Source organism: Paenibacillus sp. Lou8.1, from assembly GCF_024213565.1.
GTDB lineage: Bacteria > Bacillota > Bacilli > Paenibacillales > Paenibacillaceae > Paenibacillus > Paenibacillus polymyxa_B.
On record NZ_JANAVN010000010.1, the window covers coordinates 86679 to 109260 of the forward strand.

Sequence of the window (22582 nt, forward strand, 5' to 3'; positions counted from 1 at the left end):
AAATAAGCGCTTACAAATTTTAAAAGTGCCATACTTTCATACAGGGAAAATTGAGATAATGATAGTATCATTCCAGCATAGCAAAACACATACAATTAGGGGGATATACGATGAAAGATATGGAACTATTGAATTCCAGAGAGGGACAAATGGTGCTTGCCCGAATGTACGGTCAACAGCAAATCTCTGAGCAAACGACTCGATATGAATCACTTATACAGGCGTATCGGGAGCATTTTGGTGTAGGGGATATTGAACTGTTTAGTGCTCCGGGGCGCTGCGAAATTGGTGGAAATCATACAGACCACAATCACGGGAAGGTGCTGGCAGGCAGTATTACACTCGATACCATCGCTGCAGCTTCTAAAGTGGAGGAGTCTGTAATTACATTCTTTTCTGAAGGCTACAAGACGAAGTACGTCATCGATTTAACCGACTTGTCGCCAAAACCGGAGGATGACAGTACGATGCTGCTGATCCGTGGCATTGCCGCTGGTCTACTTGAATTCGGATACCGTATCGGGGGATTCCAAGCTTATATATCAAGCAATGTGTTCTCTGCTTCAGGTTTAAGCTCTTCCGCTTCTTTTGAAATGTTGATATGTACGATATTAAATCATTTTTATAACGAGGGAGCGTTAGATGCTGTTGCTAAATCCAAAATTGGTCAGTATGCGGAAAATGGCTATTGGAACAAGCCGTCGGGGCTGCTCGATCAGATGGCTTGTGCGTATGGCGGCTTGATTTCCATTGACTTTGAAAATCCCAAGGAACCGATTATAAATCCTGTTCATTGGAATTTTGAACAAAACGGATATTCCCTCGTTATTGTAAATACAGGTGGAAATCATGCTGATTTAACGGACGATTATGCGGCGGTGCCCAACGAAATGTTTGCAGTGGCTCAGTCTTTAGACGCTTCGGTTTGCCGTGACTTATTGCCGGAGGATCTATATGCCAACCTTAAAATGGTCAGGGAAAAAGCAGGAGACCGTGCAGTGCTGCGGGCGTTGCATTTTTTTGAAGAAAATAGACGCGTGGATGAACAGGTGAAATCACTGGAGGAAGGGCGCTTTACTGATTTCCTGAGGCTCGTTACCGAATCTGGTAATTCCTCATGGAAATGGCTCCAAAACGTATATAGAAGTGGAATTGCGGGGGAACAAGACGTATCGGTTGCACTGGCTCTAACAGAAATGTATTTAAAGACAATAGATAACAGTGCATGCAGAGTACATGGTGGTGGCTTTGCTGGTGTCATCTTGACGATTCTTCCGAATGATCATGTGGATGATTATAAGGAGTGGATCAGCGGCATGCTGGAAACTCCGGTACTTGTTGTCAACGTCCGTGAGGACGGTGCTGTTAATGTTAGTGATTTGATACATGTTGAACGGACTCATTGCGAGTCTACAAACTAGTCAGTCAGTAGAAGACTTTAACCCATGGGTTAAAGTCTTCGTCCTTTTTATCGCCGATACAGCTTGGGTTTGCGTTATAATAAAGAGATGATAGTTTTAATGAAGGAGGGCCTGTCATGGCTATATACCCGTCCTGGTCCTATTCGCAATCGAGGGCTCAAACGTTCGATGAATGCTTACGCAAATACTATTATCATTATTACGGCTCGCATAATGGCTGGAATTCGGCGCAGGGCACTGAAGAGCAAGTTACGTTGTATCGGCTCAAGCAACTGAGCAACTTATATATTTTATTCGGGAATATTACGCATCAAATGTGTGAATCAGTCATACGTGGATGGATGGAAAAAGGGGCTATCCCGCGCACAGCATACCTCGAGACAGCTATGAAGAACATGTTGAATAACAGTTACAAGGAATCGCTACACCGTGAGCTATGGCTACAAGATCCGAAAAATCGAGTCATGCTGGCGGAGGTTTATTACGACGACGAGGTGCTTCCGGAACGGATCGCCCTTATTAAGGAGCGGCAGCATGCGGTGATACACAATTTGTACCGTACTGCGGTTTGGCGTGAACTGCAACAGGGAAAGGCCCTAATTGTTGAAGTGGAGAAGTGGGATACGATGCTCCTTCATGAGACGAAAGTGTATGTCAAAATGGATTTGCTCTACCGTAGAGACAATGGAGACATGGTCATCGTGGATTGGAAAACAGGCAAGGAAGGCGATTTTTCCGACCAACTTTTTTTGTATGCTTCCTATGTGCAGGAGCACTATCAGCTTCCTTTAGAAAAGATTGAGGTACGTGTGGAGTATTTGATGACAGGAGAGCATGAGGTATATCGTCCCGCGCAAGAGGATATCGACAAGGTAGTTGGCAATGTCGGACGATACATCGAGGAAATGAAGTCCTGTCTCGATGACGATTACTATAATCGCCCCAAGCCCGAGTCTTTCTTCACTCCGATGCCTTCACGCAGAGCGTGCGGAGGCTGTAATTTTCGTGAGGTGTGTAAGTACCGAGCGGTGTGAAATGACTTGATCGCTTTTGCCCCCGGATTCCTACCCTAATTAAAGCTAGTGAATCCGGCTATATGGCAAATCTATAATTCTTCTATATTTTGAAACCGCTTTATAATTTAGATGATGCGAGGTATGATAAGGGTATTATTGGAAAATTCGAAGGAGGAAGTTAGGAAGATGACGAGTACAGAACACGCACGTATTCTTTTTCAGGGAGATTCTATAACAGACGGAGGAAGGGGACGAAATGAGGACGCGAACCATTGGCTGGGTCAGAGCTATGTGTATCTGATCGCAGGTGCATTGGGGAGCCGTTTGACTACTACGCAGCCAGAATTTGTGAACCGGGGAATTTCGGGGGATCGAGTTTCGGATTTGTATGCACGCTGGAATGAGGACATGTTTAGCCTGAAGCCAGACCTGCTCAGTATTCTAATCGGAGTGAACGATGCCTGGCGGATCGTGGAGCAGGAGCCGTCCGGGGTGACGGACCGATTTGAACGAGCCTATCGCCACCTTCTGGAAGAAACGCGTGAAGTGATGCCCGATATCGGGCTGGTGTTGTGTGAACCGTTTATTTTGAAAACGGGAGCTACCGAGGCGCGATGGGATATTTGGCAAGAAAAAATAACGGGGTATCAGCGTATTGTACGTCAGCTTGCGGACGAATTTGGGGCCGTATTTGTGCCGCTCCAGAGCATGTTGAACGAAGCAGCTACCCAGACGGACGCCTCCTATTGGCTGCATGATGGGGTTCATCCGACAGCAGTTGGGCATCAGTTGATAGCTGATCAATGGATAGATATCGTGCAAAAGAGTCCGCTGGCGATTCGCTAACAGGGTTATACATAGTCTACTCCTTGTCATTTTTGGGTAATACACGATTATGGACATCATTACTTATGTTATGGTTCCATCCAAAAATGAATGTCAAAGGGGGTGCTTCTTGCTTCGTCATAAACGGAGCAAGAGAGGGCTATGGAAACGATAAATATCATTCTGGTTATATTACTTATCGCATTAACTGCGTTTTTTGTGGCCTCGGAGTATTCCATTATTCGTGTGCGGGTATCTCGCATCAATCAATTGGCCTCTGAAGGCAACAAAAATGCGAAAGCCGTTAAAAACATTTTGTCTCGGCTGGACGAGTATTTATCTGCTTGTCAGCTCGGAACCACATTAACCTCAATGGCGCTAGGCTGGCTAGGGGAATCTACTGTTGAACATCTGCTACACCCCCTGTTTGTATTGGCTCATATTCCGGCAGGCCTGACGGGAGTGCTCTCCTTTTTGCTGGCTTTTTTGATCTTGACCTATTTCGAGGTGGTCATTGGGGAGCTGGTACCGAAAACATTCGCTATACAGATTGCTGAACCCATGGCATTGTTTTTTGCCCGTCCGATCACGATATTTTATAAAATGACCTATCCCCTGAATTGGGTGCTCAGTCGTTCATCGCGTGTCATTACGGGTCTATTCGGGCTCAAAAAGGTATCTGAAGAAGATGCAGCACTCAGTGAAGCTGAGCTTCGTTTGGCGTTATCTGAAGGCTTTCGTAGTGGTGAAATTACACCGACAGAATATCGGTATCTGAACAATGTATTTGATTTTGACGACCGTGCGGCGCAGGAAATTATGGTACCGCGCATCCATATCCGTTCCATCTCCCACCAGGCAACAGTGGCCGAGTTCATGGAGCTGATCGAGGATAAAGTTTATAATTTTCTACCTGTAGCTGAACATGGAGACCGGGATCGTATTATCGGAATAATTCGCGTCAAGGAAGCCCTGCATGATTTGGCACGTGGGCACAGCACAGGGAATACGACGATGGCTTCTTATATTCACCCGGTGCTTCAGGTTATCGAGACGGTTCAGGCTCGGGATCTGCTGATTCAGATGCAAAAACGACGCATTCCAGTAGCGGTGCTGGTGGACGAATATGGTGGAACATCTGGACTTGTCACACTGGAGGACATTATGGAGGAAATTGTTGGAGACATTCCTTCCTATACCGACACCGAAACCCCCGCAGCGTTAACTCCACTCATTACAAAAACAGATGATCATCGTTACATACTCAAATCACAGGCGCTCATTCATGAGGTCAATCGGCGCTTGGAGACGGATATTGAGGCCGGGGACGTATATACGATTGGCGGATGGATGCTTTCAGAGCGTTTTGATATCCAGCAAGGAGAAAAGCTGACCATCGGTGTATGGGAGTTTACCGTACTGGAAAAAAACAGTCACCAAATAGACACAATTGAAGCGATTAAGAAAGCAGTCGTTGAACAGAAAAATGACAATGATTTTTAATAATGGAAATTGACTTTGTCGGTAACAGCTCGCTTAAGATGTGACGAATAGCCTGTAAAGCTTGTGATAGCGCGATTCGTCCGTTTTAAGATGCAAGCTGCTACCTGGTAACATATTGTTTTTTGTAATTAGGATAGGGGACTTAAGACTCTGTATCTTTATGCTCATAAATATATCTGTCTGTGAAAAATTCTACTAGAAATGTAGCAATTTTATGGTAAAATGGAATCAAATTTGAGTTTTTTGGGGTGGGCTACAGTACATGAAGATGTCACTAGGTACGAAAATGGTTACTGCATTTGTCTCAATTTCTGCAATAACCTATGGAACAAGCGCTTTTTTTATTTTTGTACTCAAGGACTGGCTGGCTCAAGGTACACAAGAATGGGTGTACACTTCGATCATTCTGTTATTGGGTGTCCTGTGGAGTGGCATTTTGGGCTGGTTGATCTCAAAATTACTCACACGGCCAATTGTTAGGTTGGCAAAGGCGGCAGAGGAAGCTTCGGCGGGGAATCTGTCTGTTGTAATTCCTGAACGTCGTTCGGAGGATGAAATCAAAGTTCTGTATGATGCATTTCGGCATATGATGCTGAACATTAAAGATATGTTCAATGAGATCTCGTACAGCACCAGAACAACTTCGCAAAGTGCGGAAAATCTGAGCTTGGCTATTGTGCAGGCTACCACACAAATTGAGTCCATGTCTTCGGTGGTAGAAGATATTTTGAATGGCGTGGAGCAGCAAAAGCAAGCATCTGCCCAATCTATTAAAACAGCAGACCGAATGCTGGGCGATTTTAAAATGATGCGTAGCAAATCGGGGCATATGCTGGAACTGTCAGGCCATATGGAGCATTCAGTAGATTCGACGCAGACTGTATTTTCATCCCTGATGGATGGAATGGGAGAGCTGACAGCATCACATGGTCGTTCGCAGCAGGTAATTGCACGACTGGAAAAAGAAGCTTCCCAAATTGAAGCGATTACAAGCACCGTGAAGGATATTGCCGAACAGACCCATCTGCTAGCGTTGAATGCTTCCATAGAAGCGGCGCGTGCGGGAGAAGAAGGGAACGGGTTTGCGGTAGTGGCTCACCAAATTCGCGCACTTGCCGCCCAAAGTACGGAGTCTGTGCAGCAAATAAATGCCATCGTTAGCCGTGTCCAGTCACAAATCGTAGAGACAGTGCAGTTGATGCATCAGCAAACGTCATTGGTCAGTGCTGAGGCGGAACGGACAAGCTCTGTGGATCAGACGCTGAACCGTTTGAACGCTATTGTACGTGAATTTGTCGAGAGCATCCGATTAATGGAAGAAGCCGTGACGGAGCAGACGAATCGGGTAGATCAAACCTTTGAGCAGATCCATCGTATTCAGCAAATGTCAGGGGCCTTCTCTGAAGGAGCTCATAAAATTTATAAGGCTGCTCATGAGGAGACAGCAATTATGCAGGAAATTTCGTCTTCTTCCGAGGATTTGAAAGTGCTTACGAATAAACTGATGATGAAAACACGTGGAATGCAACTATAACAGAAACCATCATGTGAGGCATGATATATACAAACAAAATATAGCCGCTATACACCGGAAAACGCAGCAAAATGGTTCCCCGGTGTGTAGTGGCTATTTTTTAATTTCAAAAAACTCACATTGTTTTCTGGGGTGGTAAGCCAGATCACTGACGCTGGATTGCACGACAATGGTTTGATCGTCAAAACGGATTATGATTCCGCCAGAGCCAATCAATTGGTCATCCTGAAATACCCGGACACGCAGATGACGTTCCAGTGCCTCGCTGAAATCCTGATCTGTAATTAAACGGCGATTAATGGCCATGAGGGTTCTCCTTTGAATATAATATCTTTTATCATAAAGGTAAGGTATGGAACAAGCAAGAAACACGGCTAGAACATAATCGGCTATTGGGTATAAAATAGAATGCAACGAAGAGAGAAAGAGATCAAAGGGGGCTAGCTATGGATAGGTCGTGGTCAGGGCCTTGGTTCGATGCCAACGCGCCAGAAGGGTTCGAGGCTTTTACTCCGTCACATGGGTTGGCTATATTGGGACTCATTGTATGCGCTTTGATGCTGTGGCTGACTCGGGGATGGATTCGGTCGAACAAGCCTATAAGCGAGGGAATTCGCTGGTTGTTAATTACAGTCCTCATTCTGTCAGAGGTGACTCTGAATATTTGGTATGTGATGCAGCATATTTGGGATATCCAGACCTCATTGCCATTAGAACTGTGCAGTGTGACACTGCTGCTATCTATCCTGATGCTCATTTTTCGAAGCCGCTGGTTATATCCGATCATCCTTTTTGCCGGAATTGGAGGGGCGCTTCAAGCCGTACTCACGCCTAATTTGGCATACGCATTTCCGCATTATCGTTTTATCCATTTTTTCATAGCTCATAGTGCTATTATTCTGGCAGCCTTGTATATGACCTGGATAGAAGGACTCCGACCGACGTGGAAGAGTGTGGGAGGAGTGATGCTTTTTCTGAATGGCCTGGCGCTGAAGGTGTGGATCGTAGACGATGCTCTCGGAGCTAACTACATGTTTCTGGCCGGAAAGCCGTCAACACCGTCGATATTAGATTTTTTAGGGCCATATCCTCTGTATATTGTGGCAGAAGAGGCCATTGCGCTCCTGTTCTTTTCTCTTCTGATGCTGTTGTTCGAGGTGCTTCCGGGAGGCAGGCTGTATGTCCGCTCACGTAAAGGAGCTGTGCATAGTGCTGACAGGTCGTCATAGAGACGACATAGAGAGGTTGTAGAGGCGTTGTAAAGCCATATAAAAGCAGCCTTTTCCACAAGGATATGACCAGGAAAAAGGCTACTAAGAATGACTAAACAGTAGTACGCATGGATACAACGATCCCTGACACTTTAACGCAGTAGTGATTCTGCGCCGTCTACATAAATTTCCGTACCCGATACATGAGATGACTCGTCTGAGGCGAGAAACAGGACCAGATTGGCAACCTGCTCTGGCTCACCAGGGGCATCCTCTAGCGGATGCTCTCCGCCCTTCGGAAATTCGACTGGAATTTGTACCTGCTTCAAGTCTTCCGAAGGGTACGTGTTATCGTCAATTTGCGTGTCGATAGCTCCCGGGCATATCGCGTTGACCCGAATTTTGTAACGTGCCAGCTCCAGCGCTGCCATTTTCATAAAAGCAACCTGAGCTGCCTTGGTGGAGGCGTAGGCTGAGAATCCAATACCCGAAAAGGTTCGATTACCGTTGATGGAGCTGGTAATGATAATGCTGCCACCGCGTTCTTTCAGGTAAGGGACGGCATATTTAACGGTAGCAAAGGTGCCACGAAGATTAATGTTCATCGTGCGGTCCCATTCCTCCAGCTCCAGCGTTTCAATGGGGGCCATGGTTCCGTTAATGCCTGCGTTGGCGAAGACGATGTCCAGCTTTCCGTACGTTTCCACGACTTTAGCGAACCCCTGCTGAATCATATCCGGCTTGGATATATCACATTCCAGTACAAGCGCCTCGCCGCCAGCCTGCTCGATGATTGCTTTGGTCTCCTCTGCATGCTTGGGTGTCCGATCCAGCATGACCACCTTGGCGCCTTGTTCTGCAAAACGGATCGCGGTCGCCTTGCCAATTCCTGAACCTCCACCACTGACCACTGCTATCTTTCCTTGCAATCTCTGCTCTGCCATTGACTATTCCTCCCATTCCGTTCATAAACTAAACCTGACTCGTTATTCCATACCTCTGGACGTTGATGGTGAAACAGTCACAGCTGGATTTTATCCCATTTGCGAAATATGGTAACATAGGCGAACCAGCAGGAACTTGTAGCAAAAATATATAGCAGGAACAAGTATGGAGAAGACCGAGTGACGGAGGTGGATCGAATTGAGCTATAACGCAAATGACCGACCCGAATCGACAGACGCTATAGCACTGACCGGAAAAATGAAACCGTGGGCACTGAGCGGCCCCAGTATTCAAATCGATCCGTTGTTTCCCTATTACGCCAACCGTTCGCGGGACAGTATAGCAGATGAGATCGCCCTTGCGGGCTACCAGACCGTTCATTATTTTGTCGTGCGTGAAAATGAAGTGGATGGAGCGCTTGTTGCTGCTTTTCAACGCAGAGGCATAGCGGTGTGGGCAATGGTGCTAGGCAACGGCTCTTTTGGCGTGTCCCAGCTACCGCCGGAGTGGAAAGAATGGCGTATGGAGCTGCTGCGCGAACCGAACGACGGATTTCAGCGGCTTTCGCATTTTGCCCAGGAGTATGTGGAATGGAAAAAGAACGCCGCTGCCCGGCTCGTCACCGACATTCCGTTCGACGGGTTCGAGGTGGCGGAGCCTTATTTCCCCGAATGGAACGGGCTGCGCAGTGGAGTGTACGGGGATATTGGGCCGCATGCACAGCGTACCTTTCGCGAGCGCAGTGGTGAGAACATTCCGGATTTCCGCGACAAGCATGCGCGGAATTACTACCGGAAGGTTCCGAACCTGTACGCGCAGTGGGTCGACCTGCGCGTGGACGCCGTGAACGGCCTGATCAGCGAGCTGGTGAACGGCGCAGGCGGTGTGCGCGATGTCCGGCCGGACATCTGCGTGGCGACATGGTCGCTTGCTGTGAGCGGGCGCGGCGATGTTCCCGGCCAGCTGCGGGAATGGCAGGGTCTGGACGCGGTAGCCATGATCGGGTGCGTCGCCCCGGATATGCACGTACTCCAGACCCATTGGCCGGACTGGATGCGCCGCCGTCTGCCGCCACAGTATATTCGCGGCTATGCCCGCATCGCGCAGTCGATTCGCGCCGCTTATCCGGGCCTGCCCCTCGGGGTGCAGGCGGATATCGGTTCGCTCGCGCGGATGGTTCGAGACCGCGAGTGGACGCGGCGGTTCGGGGCTACCGCCCTGGAGGGCGGCTACGACGCCTGGACCGCCTATGAATACCATTTGGGTGGTTACATGTACGATGAGCCGCCCAAACCGCTAAGGGCGGAACGTTCAGCCGAAGATGAGGTGGTTATTTCTTTCAGCAAGCGAATTGCCACGCCGTCTGTAGATGAGCTGCGTATTTGGAGCCGGGAGGACAGAGCAGGTACAACATGCGACCTGAGCCGCCACCTAAGGAACGATTCACTAACGTTGCTGGAGCTTGTGGATGCCGTAGCAGACGGAAACCGTCTATTGCTGCGTGTACGCAATTTACCAGCGGGGGCGTTCAGCTTGCGCCTTGATGGTGTGCAGGATACACCGGAGCTATGGCTGCTCAAGGGAAGGAAGGCACATCGCAATCTGCCAGAGGATGAAGTGAGGGTTCCTTGAAATTTGGGTAATAACAAAATAACAGCTGTATAAATGGCTCATTTGCCGTAGTATTTTTAAATTGTATACTTTGAGGCAACATCTTTCAAAACATAAACTATAGTGGAGTGAAAAAAGTATGTGGGATTGGGATTACCTGATTCGGGTCATGTTTGCAGGATTATGCGGCGCGTTAATCGGCTATGAGCGTAAAAGTCGGATGAAGGAGGCGGGCATTCGCACGCATTTCATTGTTGGTATTGGCGCAGCGCTCATGATGGTGGTATCCAAATATGGTTTTCAGGATCAAGCCGTCTGGTCTAACCTGTCGCTGGACCCTTCCAGAATAGCAGCACAGGTTATAAGTGGAGTGGGCTTTATCGGCGCAGGGATGATTTTTACACAAAAAAATAGAATTAAAGGACTGACCACTGCCGCAGGCATCTGGACTACCGCCGGAATCGGTATTGCCGTAGGTGCAGGGATGTATGGGCTTGGTGCAGGTGTAACGTTGTTTATTTTAGCGGCTCAGTCCTTGCTCCATAGTCGTTTTTATCAGATGGCTACCCCGTCCACGCAACAAGTAGTTGTTCAGGTCAACAATGAGCCGGGCGTACTGAATCGGATCAAAGAACTGCTGAAGCACAAGAAGCTGACGATTCACAGCTTTCACGTCGAGCGCATCAATAACGGTGAGCAGTTGGTTATTCATATGCTTTTAAAGCTGTCCCGGTCAGAGGGAGTGGAGGAACTGCTGTCACTGCTTCAAGAGATGGAAGGTATTCGTTCAGTCGAGACCAAGTCCAATTAGACGAATTTACTGCTCATACAGTAGCTTTTTTGTCGAACGCTGACGGCTTTTATAACGAAAAAAAACTTTAGAAATAATGATTGAAAACGCTTCCTTTTGTGTATATACTCTTACTACATCATAGAGGCAGCAGCTTAGAGAGCATCAAGGGATAAGCAAAAACGACCTCATGCGTATGCACAAGGTCGTTGCTGTTATCCCGATTTGAAAGACTGATTTGAATGTCTTACTTTACTTTGACTGGAGCTGGATATTTTTTACCCAGCGTATCCACAGTGACTTTTTTCATCGTAGCCGGTTGGATCGGTTTGTCATTGCTATCCCGTTTGGAATTGACGATAGCATCGACCACATCCAACCCGGACGTTACTTTACCGAAAGCGGCATATTGACCGTCGAGGTAGTCCGCATCGGCAACCATGATGAAAAATTGCGATCCGGCCGAATCCAGATCCGCTGAACGGGCCATGGATAATACGCCACGTGTATGTTTGAGTGTATTGTTAACACCATTGCTCTTGAATTCGCCTTTGATACTGTAGCCGGGGCCACCTGTACCGTTACCTTGCGGATCACCACCCTGAATCATAAAGCCTGGGATAACACGGTGGAAAATGGTACCGTTATAGGCTCCCTTTTGCACCAAAGAAATGAAATTGTTAACCGTGTTCGGTGCTACTTCCGGATACAGCTCAAGCTTAATTTTCTTGCCATCATTCATGACAATCGTGACAATCGGATGGGAAACAGCCTTGTTCTTGTCTTTAGTCGCAGCAGGAGTTGTAGTGCTTGTCCGGCTGGCAGCTTCCACATCGGCCGCTTTTGTACCGCATCCAGCAACCAGCACGAGCATGATGGCCAGTAGGCACAGCGTGTACCATGGGCGTATCGTTTTTCGGTTCATTGATATTCCTCCTGAAAGGTTGGATGGTGTAACATCCTAATTTTAAAGTTTGGGGGCAGCGCAGAACACTTTTCCATTTTCTATCATACCTTTTTTGCTGGGGATAAGGAAATACGGGTTTGAAAGCCGTATTCTTGACCCATACTGCTGCTATTCCCAAGGAAAGGGGCAGGATCATGATGGAGGTAGACAAAAAGCTGGCAAAAGGTCTCATATGGGGTATGGCGTTCAGTCTGCCGGTTTGGGTAGGGGTGCTGTACTCAGTACAACATATTCGTGACTGGCTATAACATAAAGCGTAAAGATAGGCCAAAACCGTTATGGTTTTGGTTTATTTGTATTTGTGCCAGTCCAAATTGCTGTTATTCAGCAGATGCTCAAAGTTGTTATCCAGCTTCTTCTGTTCAGCTTTTTTTGCTTCGACGGCACGCTGCCGTTCGTCTTCTTTACGCTTGTCCTGTTCTGCTTGGGCTTCATTGGCTTGAGCCTTAAGTTTATTCAGCACATCCTGACTCAACAAATCCTTTAACGTAGTAGGTTTGTCCTGAGCCGCAGGAGCAGGGGAAGACGAATTTCTCTTCTTAGCCATGTCATCAACTCCATTCCATTCGATTATATCAGCTTCTTCACGGTTGTTCCACGATTGAAGGATGAGGGGACGGTAGACTTTTCTAATTTAGAGGGTAATAATGGAATGAGCAGAAGGGACGTGTGGCATCATGCATCTATATTGGAAGCGAAATCTGGTCATTTTGTGGATTGGAGTATTGTTTTGCAGCATGGCCTATTCCGTGTCTATTCCGTTTTTACCTATATTTCTGAATACGGAAATGGGTGTAAATGATCATCTGGAACTGTGGTCGGGTATTGCCTTTGGAGTCACTTTTTTAGCCAGCGCGCTGATTGCCCCATTTTGGGGTTCGCTTGCGGATAAGTATGGACGTAAGCCGATGCTGATTCGTTCAGGCTTTAGCCTGGCGGTGTTGTACCTGATATGTGCTTTGGTGACAGATCCATATGTGTTCGTAGGAGTACGGTTGTTTCAAGGCCTACTATCCGGGTTTATTCCTGCTGCGATTGCGCTGGTCGGAACAGGTTCGCCTGAGGAGAAAACCGGCTATGCACTCGGTATTATGGCGACCGCTGGGGCGACAGGCAGCATTATAGGTCCGTTAATTGGCGGTGTGGTGAGCCATTATTATGGCAATCGGAATGCCTTTTTTTTCTCTGCGGCTCTTGTACTGGTATCTGCGTTAATCGCGACTTTTGGCGCTAGAGAGGACAGCTTCAAGGGAACCAGTACCCGCTCGCATGTTCGTGATGATATCAAGGAGGCTATTGCTAATCGGCCTTTGTGCTTTTTGCTTATTTTGGCGGGATTAAGTACCTTTTCCGTCATGATCTTGGAACCGTTAATTACGGTATATGTGCTTGAAATGGGAGTTGACCGTAGCCAGGCGTCTTTAAGTTCCGGGATTGTATTCTCAGCCGTAGGCATCGCGGCGGTGCTGATGGCTCCCCGATGGGGACGGATTGGAGGACGGACCGGATTTGCACACGTGCTGCTGATTGGGCTGATCGGTTCGGGAATCGGGAATATCTTACAATTTTTTATAACCAACTTTGTTGGTTTTGGTGCACTTCGGTTTGGATATGGATTGTTTTATGCGTCCGTCATGCCTGCTATCAACGCGATGACTGTGGAGGTCACCAAGCCGGAGTTTCGCGGACGAGCCTTTAGCTTGAGCCAATCAGCCACTCAACTCGCGACAATGGCAGGGCCGTTGATTGGCGGCATGCTTGGCAGCTGGATGCCGATCCGCTGGATCTTTGTGTTAAACGGTGGCATACTGCTGCTTGCAGCGTTGTTGCTAGGGGTGAAGGGGAAAAACGTGTTCCCGGTTTCAGCCAAGAAGAACGTCACGGATCAGGATATTCATTCTGCCGGATAAGCGAATCACACAGGATTGTGGAAGAGGACAACCTTAGAGCTCATAGAGCAGGTCTTTTTTTGTGTTATTAGATAATTATCCCAAACCTTTACTTTTAGTATACTTATTCATAACCCTCTACACTGATAATATGACAAGGAGGGATATATTATGATAAGAGACGACATTTTGTGTCAACAGCTTGAGAAAGCTCGTCAAAAGCTGTATATTTTGCAAGCAAAACATGGTTTTAATCATGCCAGTGTGCTCAGACAGTCTGTAATTATGGATAACCTCATCAATCAATATAACCACCTTTTTTATATAAAAGAAAAAAAGCCAACTGCATAAATGGAACCGATGGGCGAGAAACTTTTGGTGAGGTCACTCGCCCTTATATTGTAGCGCTGAACTTATAACAACGATGCTTGTCTTAACTTTTATAACTAGTGTGCAATCTTTCATTTTAGGTACGATTTGTTTGATGTGCACTCAGTAAAACACCGATAATAACGACCAAACCGCCAATGATTTGGCGCCATGTAATCGTTTCTTGCAAAAGCAACACAGAAAATAAGACTCCAAATATCGGAACCAAATTCATCAGAGAAACGGAACTACTCGGTGACAGCTTGATTAATCCGTAATTGTAGAGCAAAAATGCGATAACGGAGCAGAATACACCCAGATATACTAACAACATAAACGATCCGGTTGTCGGAACCTGCCAACGATCCTTTTCTAATAGAGCCAACGGTATGAAAAAGATACTCCCTGCAACGGTTTGATAAAAAGATAACGTCAAAGGCGGATATTTGTCCACAACCTTGCGCGTCATGAAAGTGTAAAACGCCCACGCAAAACCCGTCCCGATTAATATTAAATTTCCGATTAGTTGATTCTTACTATCCGAACTTTCGCCAACTGAAGTCAAGAAATATACCCCGATCATGGCCAGTGCTATGCCGCAAATTTTATATTTGGATATTTTCACTTTATACAAAATAAGTTCAAGCAGCGACGTAATTGCGGGATATGATGCAACAATTAATGCTGCGTTGGAAGCGGTAGTCAGGCTAACCCCTATATTCTCCATTGAAAAGTAGAGAGTGATCCCCAAAACACCACTAAACGAAATCGTAGCCAAATCTTTTGGCTTTACTTTGACATGTTCTTTTTTAATCAGCAAAACGATACCTAGCACAACGGAAGCTATAATAAATCTGGATAGACCCAAGGTAAGAGGGGGAAACGTCGTGTAGGCTGCTTTGGTGGCAATAAACGATGTACTCCAGATCAATAGGGCTAGAATCGTAGAACCGTAGTAAATGCGGTTGCTTTCGCTGTGATGAGCTATGACTTTGTTCAAGTTAAATCCTCCCTGAGGTAATTCCCTGTGAAATATAATAGTTGCTACTAAAGTGACTACTATAAAAACGTTACTAAAAAGATAGTGTGTATATCAGTTTTTGTCAAGGGGAAGTGATATAGTAAGGATGAACACGAATTGAGGAGAAGACGTCATGAAACCAAAACCAAATATATTAGAAATTCTACGAGATTTGAATTTTAGTGAATATGAAGCCAAGGCTTATGTGACCTTATTGGAAAGCTCTCCACTTTCGGGATACGCCGTTTCATTGAATTCCGGGGTACCGAGATCCAAAATTTACGAGGTTTTGTCTGGAATGGTTAACCGTGGGGATATCATGGTCAGTCAAGAAAATACGCCTCTGTATGTGCCGCTTCCGCCACATGAATTGATTGCCCAGAGAAAACGCAAAGCAGAGCAGATTTTCAATGTGGCGCAAGAGAGTTTGGAGCAGTACACAGCATCATTTCAAAATAGAGAGAATATTTGGAATATTTCGGGGTATGAAGCCATTATCAATCGCATAAATGAAGGGGTAAAGGGAGCAAAACACCGAATTTTATTAGAAATTTGGAAAGAGGATGCCGAGGTGTTCCGAGATGCCTTAGAGCAAGTCGCTCAGCAAGGAATTGAAGTGATCATTGTAGCGTATGGGGAGCTTAACTTTGATTTCGCTACTGTTTACCGCCATGATATGAGTGAGGAGATTACGTCTGAAATTGGTGGTCGGTGGATTGTACTTAGCATAGACGACCGGGAGGTCGTAGCTGGCATACTTTCACTTGGTGATGACAGCCGCGCTGCATGGACGTTGCATCCGGGGCTGGTGATGCCGATTACTGAAGTGATTATTCATGATATTTATATCATGGAAATCCTATATGAGTTCCGCGAACAATTAGAGGAGAAATTCGGCCCTAATCTAATTCATCTTCGCAATAAATTTGCTATGGGCCCGAATGGCAAAGGATATTATATTCCTTTGACTGAAAAAAGCATTAAACGTGTATAGAGATTGTCCGAGGTTCGATGTGCAAAAATAAACAGGCCCATGGAGTGTTATTCCATGAGCCTAATTTTATTGATGTTGTGTTCTATTATTTTACGGTTATAATCACACGTTGATAATGCTTTAAAGGATGTTTACCATTGTCCTGTACCTCTGCAATGATATGAAGCGTATTTCCAGACTTAGCATCTGCTGGAACTGTGAAACTTGCTGTATTTGTGTCACTTCCTTGCAAGTCAATTGTGTTTACTTTCTCGCCTTTAGCTACTTCTCGGTGAAGCCCAAGCTGCATTTCTCCCAGCAATTCAGGTTTAACTTGTGCGGGTTTTACTTTGGAATCTTCATACGTGTCGGCTTCAAAATATCTCCACCATTTGTAAGTCAATTGATCACCGTCTGGATCTGCACCTTCTGCATGCAGGGTTATTTTCTCCCCTGGACTAGCCGTTAGGTCTATTCCTTCTTTAATGGTCAATGTTGGATTATGGTTGGCATCTTTGTAGTCGGATGCAATAGCCCAATCTGCACGAGCAGCAAAGTCATTTTGAATATCATCAAACCAACGCATCAGAGAATATTCTGCTTCGAATTTTTTCGTATGCACATCATAATCTAACACAGTATTTCTAAACAATTTATCGTTAACGACACCGAAACGACCTCCCCAGCCACCATAGGTTGGGTTTTCCATACTCCGCAATCCGTTATCAATTAAATAGAAGAAGGATGGAGAATCACCTTCAGAAATAAAGTCATACTTGTCGTATTGTGGATTTTTCTTTAAGTAGGCTTCACTGCCTCTTTGTTCTTCATCCAACTCGCCTTTGATGATATTGCCATCGCCCATCAAGGCATACATATTGAGCAACTTGCCATGACCCTCTTTAATATTTTTGAAATTCCATTCCCCGTGCAACTTGCTGTTTACTTCTTCTGTGTGCATTTTCCAAGCATAAGCGAAATGCCAGAAGTTAGATTGATCATTAATAATTCTGATGTCAGGCCAATTTTTAGCGATGTAATTATTGTAGCTATCGTCCTGGTCCAGAATGATGTACAGTACGAGTTTATCACTTACTTTTTTTCGAATCGTTTCCCATTGATCTGTATTTTTATATTCGTCTTCAATGGACTTTAAAGCTCTGGCCGTGGTATTGGTTCCACCCCAAGTTTGTACGTATAAATCTCTTTTGTCATCGTCCAGGAAAAGCGTTTTAAGGAAATTGGAGCCTTCCGTTTCTTTGTCCATTTCACCTTTATTTGAAATGTTACCTATTTTGGTAACGCTCTTGATATATTCAGGCTTTGGATATCCCTCGGCATGTTTAATTAAGTTGGGATAAATCTCTCCGTAGGCATCAATCATGTCCGTTACCCATTGTGTTCCGGTCCATCTAAATGGCTTGATACCAGCTTTTTCATCACCTGCATAATGATATACAGAGCTAGTCAGTACAATCCCGGACAAATCCATTTCATTGGAGTAAAGAAGGAAGCGAATGACAGAGTTCATATCATCTACTTCTCCATCGGTAGTGATCACCGTTCTGGCCTTGGTAGTTTTATTTTCTACTTTATTTTCCGTTTGTTTTTCTGTTGGAGCAGCGCTTTCATCTTTCACAACGGCGGGCGCCTTACCACTGCAACCACTGATGATCAGAATACATATCATGGCTAATAGAAAAATGCTTAACCCTTTTCTTTCTCTCATTTCTGTTCCCCTCTCTGAACGTTCCTATGATGTTTTTTGTGGATTATAACCATGTAGGTATTCTTTTTATTCAAGAATTAGGCATAAAAAAAACCTAAACATATATATGTCTCAACAAAAGTCGAGCATATATACATTTAGGTTTTGCCTGCATGATCAGTCACAATCCTGATCCAATTCTACATCATTATCTGAGAAAATGAAAGCGGTTTATGAATGCCGGCATAAAATTAGTTTTACGCTTTGAATAAACCGGATTCTTTGACTTCAGACAGGAAGTTGTGGAACTCAGGAATGTTCAGCTGTTGCTGAGCATCGGACAAAGCGACTGCCGGGTTCGGGTGAACTTCCACCATGATACCGTCAGCTCCAGCAGCTAGGGCAGCTTTGGCGCAAGGGGCCAGGATGTCCTTACGTCCTGTAGAGTGAGTCACGTCTACCAATACAGGCAGATGGCTTTCCTTTTTCAAAATCGGAACAGCGGAAATATCCAGCGTGTTACGCGTCCATTTTTCGTACGTACGAATACCGCGTTCAATCAGCATGACTTGCGTGTTACCACGGGAAACGATGTATTCAGCAGCATGAAGGAACTCTTCCATTGTGGCAGCCAGTCCGCGCTTGAGCAGAACCGGAGTTCTGGTTTCACCCGCAGCTTTGAGCAATTCAAAGTTGTGCATGTTGCGCGCACCAATTTGGATAATATCGATGTATTGGATCGCTTCCTCCAAATGTCTTGGATCGACGATTTCACTGATTGTAGCCAGCCCGAACTCGTCGCCTACACGTTTAAGAATTTGCAATCCTTCTACGCCCAGTCCTTGGAAATCATACGGGGACGTACGTGGTTTGAACGCACCACCACGTAGAATCGGCACACCGGCTTCCTTGAGAGCCGCACCTACTTCGCGAGTTTGCTGGTAGCTTTCCACCGAGCAGGGACCTGCGACCATAATGGAGGCTTTGCCGCCCACCAACGTATCTTTAACCTTGATAACTGTGCTATCCGGTTGATTTTTGCGGCTGACGATCAGATGCTTTTTGTGTTCTTCTTTTTGATAGTTCAAAGAAGCCTTGAAAATATTTTTGAACAGCTGGCGAATCGTAGCATCGTCAAATGGTCCACGGTTAGCCGCGATCAGCTTGTCCAGCATTTGTTGCTCGCGTACCGGATCAAAGTCAGGTACCCCTTGAGCTTCCTTCAATTTTCCAAGTTGTCCCGCCAGTTCAGCGCGTTGGGACAGCAACTCCAGCAATTGCAAATTTGTAGCATCGAGCTGTTCCCGCAACAGCTCCAAAGAATTTTCATTTGTAGACATACAGTACACCCTTCCCGAATTTAAATTTGTTTTTTCTGTTAGCCAATGGACTTTTTTTTGCAGAAAATAACACAAAAAGGCATTCGCCGCAAGGGACGAATGCCGTGGTACCACCCTAATTACAGAAGTATACATACGAATCGTCAACGTCGTTCAGTCGACGGCAGTAACTTCTGATCTTGATGCCCGTAACGGGGGCTTCCGGAAACCTCTACTGCGGACAAAGGAATGAATCCTTCTGTCGGTTCAAGGCTCGACTCGGGAGTGAATTTCAACGCGGGATTGCGGTACGCTCTCAGCAATTCGTACCTTTCTGTGGGAATCCGTTAAACGTCTACTTGTCTCCGTCGATGTCTTTGTTCATGGTATTCAAAAGATTTGACCTTATTTTAAACAAAGTAGGTGCAGAAGGCAAGCCCTGATTATCAGGTTCAGTTTTCGCACCGTTTTGAATCGGTTATAATGTGAACAGCAACGGGACCCCCTTGCCAATCTAAAAGACGTGATGTCTGAGGAGGAATTATGAGCAAAATCAGAGTATCGGCGGTTCAATATCACCTGCATACGATTGACTCATTCGAGCAATTTGCCCTGCAATCGGAGCATTATATCAAAACAGCGGAGGAATTTGGCGCGGAATTTGTTCTGTTTCCCGAGTTTTTTACGACCCAGCTTATGTCGATTGGTGACAGTGAAGGCAAAGCTCTGACGATCAACGACCTGCCGGATTTTACGGACCGGTACCTTGAATTATTCACTTCGTTCGCACGTCGAACCGGGATGCATATTATCGGTGGCACTCATGTAGTTAGGAGAAACGAACGTTTATATAATACGGCACATTTGTTTTACCCGGACGGGCGTGTGGCCACTCAGGACAAAATTCACATTACACCGACAGAGGTGCATGAATGGAATATGGCTCCCGGTGAGGGGCTGAATGTGTTTGAGACGTCCAAGGGCACCATAGCGATGCTGACCTGCTATGATATTGAATTTCCCGAAATCGTTCGCATGGCGAAGACCAAGGGAGCAGATATTATTTTCTGTCCTTCCTGTACGGACGATCGTCACGGATTTTACCGGGTACGGTATACAAGCCACGCCAGAGCGGTTGAAAATCAGGTGTATGTCGTTTTAACGGGGACTGTCGGCGCTTTGTCTACGGTTGATTTTATGCGTGCCAATTATGGACAAGCCGCAGTCATTACACCCAATGACATTCCTTTTCCGCCACGCGGCATTATGGTGGAGGGTGAACTGAACAACGATATGATTGTGACAGCAGATCTCGATTTGCAGCTGTTGTACGATGTGCGCGAGCGGGGCTCGGTTACAACCTGGCGTGACCGTAGAACAGATTTATACACAGACTGGAGCTAATGAAAGGAAATAAGCCATGTATCGCAAAGAATGGTTCATCTTTGACGGCGATCGACCGCTACGGGCGGTGATTCGTAATTATTCTACAGCCGATTATGAGGGGTTGCTGCGTATTCAGCAGGAGAGCTTCCCCCCACCTTATCCGCAGGAGCTGTTATGGAGCCGGGAGCAGATTGCCAGCCAGACAGAGCATTTTGCAGATGGAGCGCTGTGTGTGGAAATTGAGGGGGAACTGGCGGGTTCGGTAACCAGCCTACTGATGCATTATAACCCCGAACATCCCCAGCATACATGGGATGAAGTAGCGGATGACGGTTATATTCGTACGCACTGTGAGGACGGCAAGGCGCTGTATGTGATTGATTTGGCGGTACGTCCTGCTTACCGCAGATTGGGTCTGGGCAAATGGCTGATTTTTTCCTTATATCATCTTGTGATTGAACGGAGACTGGATCGTTTGCTGGGCGCGGGGCGTATGCCTGGTTATCAGCATCATGCCGACCAATTGAGCGCAGAAGCGTATGTGGATGCCGTAGTGTCTGGTGAGCTGAAGGACCCGGTATTAACTTTTCTGCTTCGTTGCGGACGGGTGCCCGTTTGTATCCTGCCGAATTATTTGGATGATGAACAATCGCGTAATTATGCTGCCCTCATGGAATGGAGAAATCCGTTTCATACCCATCACTAATTGTAGAGGAGCGTGTCCTATCCTATGGAATATCATCGCATTACTCATATTGAAGACCCCTTGTTTGCGAGCATGCATCAGCTAATGCAGAGAGTATTTCCACCAGAGGAAGTGCTAGAGTACAGTCTGTGGAAGGAACCGCTGGAAGACCCGGGTATTCGTGTCTTTGTTGCGGTACAGGATGATAAGGTAGTTGGTGCAACAGAGTATCGTTATTATGAGGACTTTAATGTAGCTATGACAGATTTTACGATCATCGGACAATCGGGACTGGGCATTGGCCGTTTTCTTTGGACACGACGCCAGAATGACTTGCACGCGCTTGCTCAGGCCAGCGGACAGCAGTTGCTGGGTATGTTTGCTGAAATCTATGACCCTTACCGTGGCAACGAGCATCCCTTTGGTGGTGTCAAGCCAATGGACCCGTACGTGCGACGTGAGGTGCTATCTCATCTGGGCTATAAGCGTTTGGATCTGTACTACGTACATCCGTCCTGGAATAACGATGGTGTAGCAGTAGAAGGGCTGAATTTAGGCTTTATGCCTGAGGATGATAGCATGGAAGAAGTGAGCGCCAAATTGGTGGCAGCTTTCCTACGTCGTTACTATACAGTATTGCCGAACAAGCCTGCTGTCTGGAACGAAATGATAGATGGATTGGAAGCCAAATCGACAGTAGCATTGCTGCCATTGTAAACATGTGAAGTTCAAAAGGGTGCACTCAAGCCATGTGTATCATTTGTGTGGCTTGGGTAGCACCCTTTTTGCATTCTCTATCTGTCCTTTCATTTTCCTTGATCTCTGGGTTCGGGCTTCGCAGATGCGACTCCTCGTGGGTTATCTTCGGCCGAGATATCATCTGTAATTGTCTTGTCCGCAGACCTGCGGTCATCCTCTTCCACGGGATTCAAGGCTTTGTAGCGCTTATACTCCATATCGGCTTGAGACATCGGATCTTTATACATAGGAGATCAGTCAACTCCTTTCGGTTATACACTTCATTACCCGCATAGCAGAATAGGTAACCGTTTTCCTTCACCTGATAAAATGAAGTGCTTAATCCAGCATATCGTCGCTGTCCAGTTGCTCTTCTTCGTCCCCATCGGTACCATTCAGCAAATCGGTACCATGCAGGAATTCGGCAGGAGCAGAAGGGTCAACAGGACTGTTCGGTGTCAGTTCATCGGCATCTGGGACGTCTTCGAGAGGAGTATCTGGGCCCTCGGTTAGATTCTCCCAGTTGGTTTCTGCATTTTGCAGAGAAGGCTCAAAATCATTGTCATGTAGCTCATTAACTCGATCATCACGATTGGCCATGTTGCTCAGCTCCTTTGCTTTTTGTTGCTTATTCCGACCTTACCCAAACAGTAGAACGGCTAAACCTTGAG

The 22582-nt window shown here is 46.2% G+C and carries 23 protein-coding genes and 1 other annotated feature; of the genes, 14 read left to right on the forward strand and 9 right to left on the reverse strand.

Annotation, left to right across the window (positions count from 1 at the left end):
* The first annotated feature begins 110 nt into the window (after positions 1–110).
* The 5 genes from NLX78_RS15585 (at position 111) to NLX78_RS15605 (ending at position 6299) form a co-directional block, all read left to right on the forward strand.
* Positions 111–1421 carry a galactokinase gene (locus NLX78_RS15585; RefSeq protein WP_254350909.1) on the forward strand — a complete coding sequence of 437 codons (1311 nt, stop codon included), beginning with the start codon at positions 111–113 and terminating at the stop codon, positions 1419–1421.
* Positions 1422–1537: 116 nt separating this feature from the next.
* Entirely contained in the window at positions 1538–2455 is a 918-nt protein-coding gene (locus NLX78_RS15590) for a PD-(D/E)XK nuclease family protein (RefSeq protein WP_254350910.1), read from the forward strand.
* Positions 2456–2623: 168 nt separating this feature from the next.
* Entirely contained in the window at positions 2624–3283 is a 660-nt protein-coding gene (locus NLX78_RS15595; RefSeq protein ID WP_254329382.1) for an SGNH/GDSL hydrolase family protein, read from the forward strand.
* Positions 3284–3424: 141 nt separating this feature from the next.
* Positions 3425–4765 (forward strand): hemolysin family protein, encoded by a 1341-nt coding sequence (locus tag NLX78_RS15600; RefSeq protein ID WP_254350911.1) that lies wholly within the window; start codon positions 3425–3427, stop codon positions 4763–4765.
* A 262-nt stretch (positions 4766–5027) separates the two neighbouring features.
* Entirely contained in the window at positions 5028–6299 is a 1272-nt protein-coding gene (locus tag NLX78_RS15605; protein ID WP_061831071.1) for a methyl-accepting chemotaxis protein, read from the forward strand.
* 93 nt (positions 6300–6392) lie between these two features.
* Here NLX78_RS15605 and NLX78_RS15610 read toward each other — a convergent pair whose 3' ends face one another.
* A complete protein-coding gene (locus NLX78_RS15610; RefSeq protein ID WP_025723740.1) occupies positions 6393–6605 on the reverse strand; it encodes a hypothetical protein in 213 nt (70 codons plus the stop codon).
* A 140-nt stretch (positions 6606–6745) separates the two neighbouring features.
* On the opposite strand from NLX78_RS15610, the gene NLX78_RS15615 reads away from it, so the two are divergent.
* Positions 6746–7528 carry a YwaF family protein gene (locus NLX78_RS15615; protein ID WP_235307511.1) on the forward strand — a complete coding sequence of 261 codons (783 nt, stop codon included), beginning with the start codon at positions 6746–6748 and terminating at the stop codon, positions 7526–7528.
* Between the two features lie 134 nt (positions 7529–7662).
* Here NLX78_RS15615 and NLX78_RS15620 read toward each other — a convergent pair whose 3' ends face one another.
* The gene (locus NLX78_RS15620) at positions 7663–8454 is read right to left on the reverse strand and encodes an SDR family oxidoreductase (protein ID WP_165176566.1); all 792 of its coding nucleotides are present in this window, start codon (positions 8452–8454) and stop codon (positions 7663–7665) included.
* A 259-nt stretch (positions 8455–8713) separates the two neighbouring features.
* On the opposite strand from NLX78_RS15620, the gene NLX78_RS15625 reads away from it, so the two are divergent.
* On the forward strand, positions 8714–10087 hold the full coding sequence (locus tag NLX78_RS15625) for an N-acyl-D-glucosamine 2-epimerase (protein ID WP_254350990.1): 1374 nt from the start codon (positions 8714–8716) through the stop codon (positions 10085–10087).
* Between the two features lie 118 nt (positions 10088–10205).
* Positions 10206–10877 (forward strand): MgtC/SapB family protein, encoded by a 672-nt coding sequence (locus NLX78_RS15630; protein ID WP_254350912.1) that lies wholly within the window; start codon positions 10206–10208, stop codon positions 10875–10877.
* A gap of 226 nt (positions 10878–11103) precedes the next feature.
* On the opposite strand, the gene NLX78_RS15635 is transcribed toward NLX78_RS15630, so the two are convergent.
* On the reverse strand, positions 11104–11781 hold the full coding sequence (locus NLX78_RS15635; protein WP_069291265.1) for a peptidylprolyl isomerase: 678 nt from the start codon (positions 11779–11781) through the stop codon (positions 11104–11106).
* 331 nt (positions 11782–12112) lie between these two features.
* Positions 12113–12370, reverse strand: coding sequence for a YqkE family protein (locus NLX78_RS15640; RefSeq protein WP_254350913.1), 258 nt, complete (start codon positions 12368–12370; stop codon positions 12113–12115).
* 130 nt (positions 12371–12500) lie between these two features.
* On the opposite strand from NLX78_RS15640, the gene NLX78_RS15645 reads away from it, so the two are divergent.
* Both NLX78_RS15645 and NLX78_RS15650 read left to right on the forward strand, forming a co-directional pair.
* The gene (locus tag NLX78_RS15645; protein WP_061831221.1) at positions 12501–13733 is read left to right on the forward strand and encodes an MFS transporter; all 1233 of its coding nucleotides are present in this window, start codon (positions 12501–12503) and stop codon (positions 13731–13733) included.
* A 150-nt stretch (positions 13734–13883) separates the two neighbouring features.
* Positions 13884–14063, forward strand: coding sequence for an aspartyl-phosphate phosphatase Spo0E family protein (locus tag NLX78_RS15650; RefSeq protein ID WP_061831220.1), 180 nt, complete (start codon positions 13884–13886; stop codon positions 14061–14063).
* A gap of 115 nt (positions 14064–14178) precedes the next feature.
* Here NLX78_RS15650 and NLX78_RS15655 read toward each other — a convergent pair whose 3' ends face one another.
* Positions 14179–15081, reverse strand: coding sequence for a DMT family transporter (locus tag NLX78_RS15655; protein ID WP_254350914.1), 903 nt, complete (start codon positions 15079–15081; stop codon positions 14179–14181).
* Between the two features lie 154 nt (positions 15082–15235).
* Here NLX78_RS15655 and NLX78_RS15660 point away from each other — a divergent pair, with 154 nt between their 5' ends.
* Positions 15236–16096 (forward strand): TrmB family transcriptional regulator, encoded by an 861-nt coding sequence (locus NLX78_RS15660; RefSeq protein ID WP_165176560.1) that lies wholly within the window; start codon positions 15236–15238, stop codon positions 16094–16096.
* A gap of 85 nt (positions 16097–16181) precedes the next feature.
* Here the strand turns inward: NLX78_RS15660 and NLX78_RS15665 are convergent, their stop codons facing one another.
* Positions 16182–17804, reverse strand: coding sequence for a DUF1593 domain-containing protein (locus NLX78_RS15665; RefSeq protein ID WP_254350915.1), 1623 nt, complete (start codon positions 17802–17804; stop codon positions 16182–16184).
* A gap of 236 nt (positions 17805–18040) precedes the next feature.
* Positions 18041–19123: a bifunctional 3-deoxy-7-phosphoheptulonate synthase/chorismate mutase gene (locus tag NLX78_RS15670; RefSeq protein ID WP_013309063.1), complete on the reverse strand. Its 1083-nt coding sequence runs from the start codon at positions 19121–19123 to the stop codon at positions 18041–18043.
* Between the two features lie 88 nt (positions 19124–19211).
* Positions 19212–19483, reverse strand: a binding site (T-box leader).
* A gap of 162 nt (positions 19484–19645) precedes the next feature.
* On the opposite strand from NLX78_RS15670, the gene NLX78_RS15675 reads away from it, so the two are divergent.
* The 3 genes from NLX78_RS15675 to NLX78_RS15685 are packed head-to-tail and all read left to right on the forward strand — an operon-like array spanning position 19646 to position 21890.
* Entirely contained in the window at positions 19646–20506 is an 861-nt protein-coding gene (locus NLX78_RS15675) for a carbon-nitrogen hydrolase family protein (protein WP_061831216.1), read from the forward strand.
* Between the two features lie 16 nt (positions 20507–20522).
* Positions 20523–21194 carry a GNAT family N-acetyltransferase gene (locus tag NLX78_RS15680; protein WP_061831215.1) on the forward strand — a complete coding sequence of 224 codons (672 nt, stop codon included), beginning with the start codon at positions 20523–20525 and terminating at the stop codon, positions 21192–21194.
* Between the two features lie 24 nt (positions 21195–21218).
* Positions 21219–21890 carry a GNAT family N-acetyltransferase gene (locus tag NLX78_RS15685; RefSeq protein WP_254350916.1) on the forward strand — a complete coding sequence of 224 codons (672 nt, stop codon included), beginning with the start codon at positions 21219–21221 and terminating at the stop codon, positions 21888–21890.
* Between the two features lie 89 nt (positions 21891–21979).
* Here NLX78_RS15685 and NLX78_RS15690 read toward each other — a convergent pair whose 3' ends face one another.
* Both NLX78_RS15690 and NLX78_RS15695 read right to left on the reverse strand, forming a co-directional pair.
* On the reverse strand, positions 21980–22159 hold the full coding sequence (locus NLX78_RS15690; RefSeq protein ID WP_235307519.1) for a hypothetical protein: 180 nt from the start codon (positions 22157–22159) through the stop codon (positions 21980–21982).
* A 91-nt stretch (positions 22160–22250) separates the two neighbouring features.
* A complete protein-coding gene (locus tag NLX78_RS15695) occupies positions 22251–22511 on the reverse strand; it encodes a hypothetical protein (RefSeq protein ID WP_061831212.1) in 261 nt (86 codons plus the stop codon).
* Positions 22512–22582 lie beyond the last annotated feature (71 nt).

What these genes read in the sequence shown, in the direction of transcription:
- NLX78_RS15600 (WP_254350911.1), top strand. Translation starts at nt 3,425, where the DNA reads ATGGAAACGATAAATATCATTCTGGTTATATTACTTATCGCATTAACT.
- NLX78_RS15615 (WP_235307511.1), top strand. Translation starts at nt 6,746, where the DNA reads ATGGATAGGTCGTGGTCAGGGCCTTGGTTCGATGCCAACGCGCCAGAA.
- NLX78_RS15695 (WP_061831212.1), bottom strand. Translation starts at nt 22,511, where the DNA reads ATGGCCAATCGTGATGATCGAGTTAATGAGCTACATGACAATGATTTT.
- NLX78_RS15590 (WP_254350910.1), top strand. Translation starts at nt 1,538, where the DNA reads ATGGCTATATACCCGTCCTGGTCCTATTCGCAATCGAGGGCTCAAACG.
- NLX78_RS15610 (WP_025723740.1), bottom strand. Translation starts at nt 6,605, where the DNA reads ATGGCCATTAATCGCCGTTTAATTACAGATCAGGATTTCAGCGAGGCA.
- NLX78_RS15685 (WP_254350916.1), top strand. Translation starts at nt 21,219, where the DNA reads ATGGAATATCATCGCATTACTCATATTGAAGACCCCTTGTTTGCGAGC.
- NLX78_RS15670 (WP_013309063.1), bottom strand. Translation starts at nt 19,123, where the DNA reads ATGTCTACAAATGAAAATTCTTTGGAGCTGTTGCGGGAACAGCTCGAT.
- NLX78_RS15645 (WP_061831221.1), top strand. Translation starts at nt 12,501, where the DNA reads ATGCATCTATATTGGAAGCGAAATCTGGTCATTTTGTGGATTGGAGTA.
- NLX78_RS15675 (WP_061831216.1), top strand. Translation starts at nt 19,646, where the DNA reads ATGAGCAAAATCAGAGTATCGGCGGTTCAATATCACCTGCATACGATT.
- NLX78_RS15690 (WP_235307519.1), bottom strand. Translation starts at nt 22,159, where the DNA reads ATGTATAAAGATCCGATGTCTCAAGCCGATATGGAGTATAAGCGCTAC.
- NLX78_RS15640 (WP_254350913.1), bottom strand. Translation starts at nt 12,370, where the DNA reads ATGGCTAAGAAGAGAAATTCGTCTTCCCCTGCTCCTGCGGCTCAGGAC.
- NLX78_RS15650 (WP_061831220.1), top strand. Translation starts at nt 13,884, where the DNA reads ATGATAAGAGACGACATTTTGTGTCAACAGCTTGAGAAAGCTCGTCAA.
- NLX78_RS15605 (WP_061831071.1), top strand. Translation starts at nt 5,028, where the DNA reads ATGAAGATGTCACTAGGTACGAAAATGGTTACTGCATTTGTCTCAATT.
- NLX78_RS15620 (WP_165176566.1), bottom strand. Translation starts at nt 8,454, where the DNA reads ATGGCAGAGCAGAGATTGCAAGGAAAGATAGCAGTGGTCAGTGGTGGA.
- NLX78_RS15625 (WP_254350990.1), top strand. Translation starts at nt 8,714, where the DNA reads ATGAAACCGTGGGCACTGAGCGGCCCCAGTATTCAAATCGATCCGTTG.
- NLX78_RS15665 (WP_254350915.1), bottom strand. Translation starts at nt 17,804, where the DNA reads ATGAGAGAAAGAAAAGGGTTAAGCATTTTTCTATTAGCCATGATATGT.
- NLX78_RS15635 (WP_069291265.1), bottom strand. Translation starts at nt 11,781, where the DNA reads ATGAACCGAAAAACGATACGCCCATGGTACACGCTGTGCCTACTGGCC.
- NLX78_RS15595 (WP_254329382.1), top strand. Translation starts at nt 2,624, where the DNA reads ATGACGAGTACAGAACACGCACGTATTCTTTTTCAGGGAGATTCTATA.
- NLX78_RS15630 (WP_254350912.1), top strand. Translation starts at nt 10,206, where the DNA reads ATGTGGGATTGGGATTACCTGATTCGGGTCATGTTTGCAGGATTATGC.
- NLX78_RS15585 (WP_254350909.1), top strand. Translation starts at nt 111, where the DNA reads ATGAAAGATATGGAACTATTGAATTCCAGAGAGGGACAAATGGTGCTT.
- NLX78_RS15680 (WP_061831215.1), top strand. Translation starts at nt 20,523, where the DNA reads ATGTATCGCAAAGAATGGTTCATCTTTGACGGCGATCGACCGCTACGG.
- NLX78_RS15660 (WP_165176560.1), top strand. Translation starts at nt 15,236, where the DNA reads ATGAAACCAAAACCAAATATATTAGAAATTCTACGAGATTTGAATTTT.